General features: G+C 67.3%; 3 protein-coding genes. All 3 read left to right on the forward strand.

Annotated elements, in window-relative coordinates; all coding sequences use genetic code 11:
• On the forward strand, window positions 1-1,917 hold a 1,917-nt coding region (locus HUK84_RS12145), incomplete at its 5' end, for a mechanosensitive ion channel family protein (RefSeq protein WP_176640523.1).
• On the forward strand, window positions 1,910-2,674 hold the full coding sequence (locus tag HUK84_RS12150; RefSeq protein WP_176640524.1) for a 2OG-Fe dioxygenase family protein: 765 nt from the start codon (window positions 1,910-1,912) through the stop codon (window positions 2,672-2,674). The genes HUK84_RS12145 and HUK84_RS12150, both read left to right, overlap by 8 nt.
• A 16-nt stretch (window positions 2,675-2,690) precedes the next feature.
• The coding region (locus tag HUK84_RS12155) for an MBOAT family O-acyltransferase (protein ID WP_176640525.1) at window positions 2,691-3,759 on the forward strand (1,069 nt) is incomplete at its 3' end.

The raw sequence follows: 3,759 nt of genomic DNA on the forward strand, positions 1-3,759 counted from the left end.
ATCCTGCTGCGCCGCCCCCTGCGGGCGGTGACCGGCCGCGCGATCGAGGCCGAACGGCGGCTGAACCACCGCGAGGCGCAGGAAGAGGCGCAAGCCCGCCCCGAACCCGTCCCGCAGGACGAGACGCAGCAGGAAACGCAGGACACGCGGCGGCAGGACGACCGCAAGCAGCACGAGACGCTGCGCATCCTACGGCGGGTGCCCTTCTCGCTACTGCATCTGCTGATCAAGCTGCTGCCGGTGGCGCTGTTCCTGGGCATCGGCTATGCGGGCGCCGCGATCGTGGGCGACGAGCAGGCCGAACTGGTCACGTTGATGGTGACCAACGCCTATGTCGCGGCACGGATGATCTGCCTGCTGGTCGAGATGGTCATGGTGCCGAAATCGCCGACGATCCGGCTGTGCCGGGCATCGGACCGCACGGCGCGGATCGTCACCCGCTGGTGGAACCTGCTGGTCGCCGTGGGCTCGATCGTCGTCTGCCTGTCGTCGCTGGGCGTGCTGTTCCACATGCCGCCGCGCGGCACCCAGGCACTGATCCGCGCGATCGTGCTGATCGAGCATATCCTGATCGCGGTGTTCATCTGGCGGATCCGCATGCCGGTGGCCAACGCGCTGCAACCGCCGTCGCGGCTGCGCAAGCGGACCTTCTGGAGCATCCTGGCCCATATGGCGCGGTTCTGGTGGCTGCCCGCCATGGTGTTCGACCTGGCGCTGTGGCTGGTCTGGGCCACGCAATTGCGCGGCGGCTATAGCTGGATCTGGCGTACCACCCTGATGACGGTCCTGGTCATCCTGCTGTCGCGGGTGGCGGCGGTGCTGGCGTTCGGCGCGCAGAACCGGCTGTTCCACATCAGTGACGAGACCGAGATACGCTATCCGGGGCTGCAGGCGCGGGCCGATTACTATTACCCGTTCGCGCGGCGCGTGCTGTCCAGCCTGCTGGTCTTCGTCACGATCGTGGTCCTGATGCAGGCCTGGGGCATTCCCAGCGTCGCCTTCTTCCTGCACGGCACGCTGGGCACGCAGATCCTGGCGGCGATCCTGTCGATCCTGATCGCCATCACGGTGGCCGCCCTGGTGTGGGAGTCCGCGAACGCGGCGCTGCAACGGCAGGTCAGGCGCTATGAAGACACCGAGCAGCTGTCGCGCGCGGTGCGGCTGCGCACCGTGCTGCCGATCATCCGCACGGTGCTGCTGACGGTCATCATCATCATCGTCGCGGTGACGACCCTGTCGCAGATCGGGCTGAACGTGACGCCGCTGCTGACCGGCGCGGGCATCCTGGGTGCCGCGATCGCCTTCGGGTCACAGAGCCTGGTCAAGGATTTCATCACCGGTTTCTTCATGCTGGTGGAAAATGCCATGCAGGTGGGCGACTGGGTGACGGCGGGCGGCGTGTCCGGCACGGTCGAGCATCTGTCGATCCGCACCCTGCGCCTGCGGACCACGTCGGGCGACGTGCATATCATTCCGTTCTCGTCCGTCACCTCGGTCGCCAACACCTCGCGCGACTTCAACGTCGTGATCGTGACCTTCATGCTGGATCTGGGCGAGGACCCCGACCGCGTGGCGGCGATCCTGGCCGACCAGGTGGCCGAACTGCGCGCCGACGAGGCATTCGGGCCGATGATCCTGACCGATTTCACGTTCCTGGGCCTGGACAGCGCCGACGGCAACGGCGCCAAGCTGATCGGCTCGTTCCGCACCACGGCGGGGAACAAATGGAAGGTGTCACGCGAATATAATCGCCGGCTGGGGCTGCGCATGGTCAGGGAAAAGGTCAAGTTCCCGATGCCGACCGCCGTTTCCCTGCTGAGCAATTTCGGCGGTAGCCCGCTGCGCGTCGAGGGGGATCGGCCCGCGGCCCCGCCCGCGAACACCAACGCCCCCGATCCGGACAAGACCCATGAGTGAAGACAGCACGCCGCCCCTGCCCGCGCCCGAACCGCCGCTGCCCGAACTTCCGCCGCTGGAAGAACATCTGCGCACCGAGGGATTCAGCTTCCTGCGGGCGGCCGATATCCGCCCGATGCTGGCGTCGTACGGCCTGGCGGACTGGGAGGGTTTCGCCGCAAGCTGGAACCGGCTGGGGCTGGATCGCTACATGGCCGATGGCGGGCGGTATCGCCGGCGGCGCCACGCGACCTTCGCCGTCTCGGCGGAGGGGATCGAGCGCAAGAAGCACCAGCCGCATTATCAGAGCCGCGATTACAACGAGTTGAATGGCGGAATCGAACGCTGGTTCCGTCCCGTCGAGGACGCGATCGGCGCCCACCCGGCGCTGATGGCCATCCTGCGCCTGATGCAGCGGGTGGCGACGGACCTGACGGCGCCGGCGGGGCAGCCGGACACCTGGCATGCCGAGATCCACCAGTTCCGCATCGAGGCCCGCCCGGACGAGCCGGGCGAGCCCACGCCCGAGGGGCTGCATCGCGACGGCGTGGACTGGGTGCTGGTGCTGATGGTGCGGCGCGAGAACGTGGCCAGCGGCGAGACGTCCATCCACGACCTGCATCGGCGCGAGATCGGGCATTTCATGCTGGCCGAGCCGCTGGACGCGGCGCTGGTCGACGATAATCGCGTCTATCATGGGGTCACCGCCGTCCGGCCGATCGACCCCGCCCAGCCGGCCTATCGCGACGTCCTGGTCGTGACCTTTCGCCACCAATAAGGCCGCGTTCCGATAGATGCTGTTTACGACTCAGTCTTTCCTGCTGGGCTTTCTGCCGGCGACGCTGCTGCTGTTTCATCTGTGCGCTGGACGCCGCGTAGCACGGCAGCTCGTCCTGGTGGGCGCGTCGCTGCTGTTCTACGGGTTCTGGAACTGGCGCTTCGTGCCCGCGCTGGTGGCGCTGACCCTGCTGAACTGGGGACTGGGCCGGGCCTGGGCGGCCAGCGGCCGGCGCATCTGGCCGATCGGCGGAATCGTCATCAACCTGCTGACGCTCGGGTTTTTCAAATACGCCAACTTCTTCGCCGACAGCGTGGCGCATCTGGCCGGCTGGCGGCACCTGGCCTGGGCGATCACGTTGCCGCTGGGCATTTCCTTCTTCACGTTCCAGAAGATCGCCTATCACGCCGACCTGCTGCGCGGCGCGCGGCCGGTGCGCAGCGCGCTGGACTTCCTTGAATTCGTTACCTTCTTTCCGCAACTGATCGCGGGCCCCATCGTCCGCCATCATGAGATCGTGCCGCAATTCGACACCGACCCGCACGGGCCGGACCTGTGGGAAAACCTTTCACGCGGGGCCATGCTGCTGCTGCTGGGACTGGCCAAGAAGGTCGGGCTGGCGGATACGCTGGCCCAGACCTGCAATCCGCTCTTCGACCAGGCGGCGCATGGCGCGGCGCTGAACCTGGCGCAGGGATGGGTGGCGGCGCTGTCCTATACGCTGGAAATCTTCTTCGATTTTTCCGGCTATTCCGACATGGCGATCGGCATGGCGCTGCTGTTCGGGCTGCGGCTGCCGTTCAATTTCGACGTGCCCTACCGCGCGACCAGCATCCGGCAGTTCTGGCAGCGCTGGCACATGACGCTGTCGCGCTTCCTGCGCGATTACCTCTATATCCCGCTGGGGGGCAATCGGCACGGGGCGGTGCGGCAGAGCGCCAACCTGTTCGCCACCATGGCGCTGGGAGGCTTGTGGCACGGGGCGGGCTGGACCTTCGTGGCCTGGGGCGTGCTGCACGGGCTGGCCCTGTCGGTGAACCATGCCTGGACGCGGCTGGCGAGCCGCCTGGCGCTGCGCCTGCCGG

The sequence above is a fragment of the Nguyenibacter vanlangensis genome (genome assembly GCF_013376155.1).
Taxonomy (GTDB): domain Bacteria; phylum Pseudomonadota; class Alphaproteobacteria; order Acetobacterales; family Acetobacteraceae; genus Gluconacetobacter; species Gluconacetobacter vanlangensis.

Coding starts and splice junctions, on each gene's coding strand:
- HUK84_RS12150 (WP_176640524.1), top strand. CDS start 1,910: ATGAGTGAAGACAGCACGCCGCCCCTGCCCGCGCCCGAACCGCCGCTG.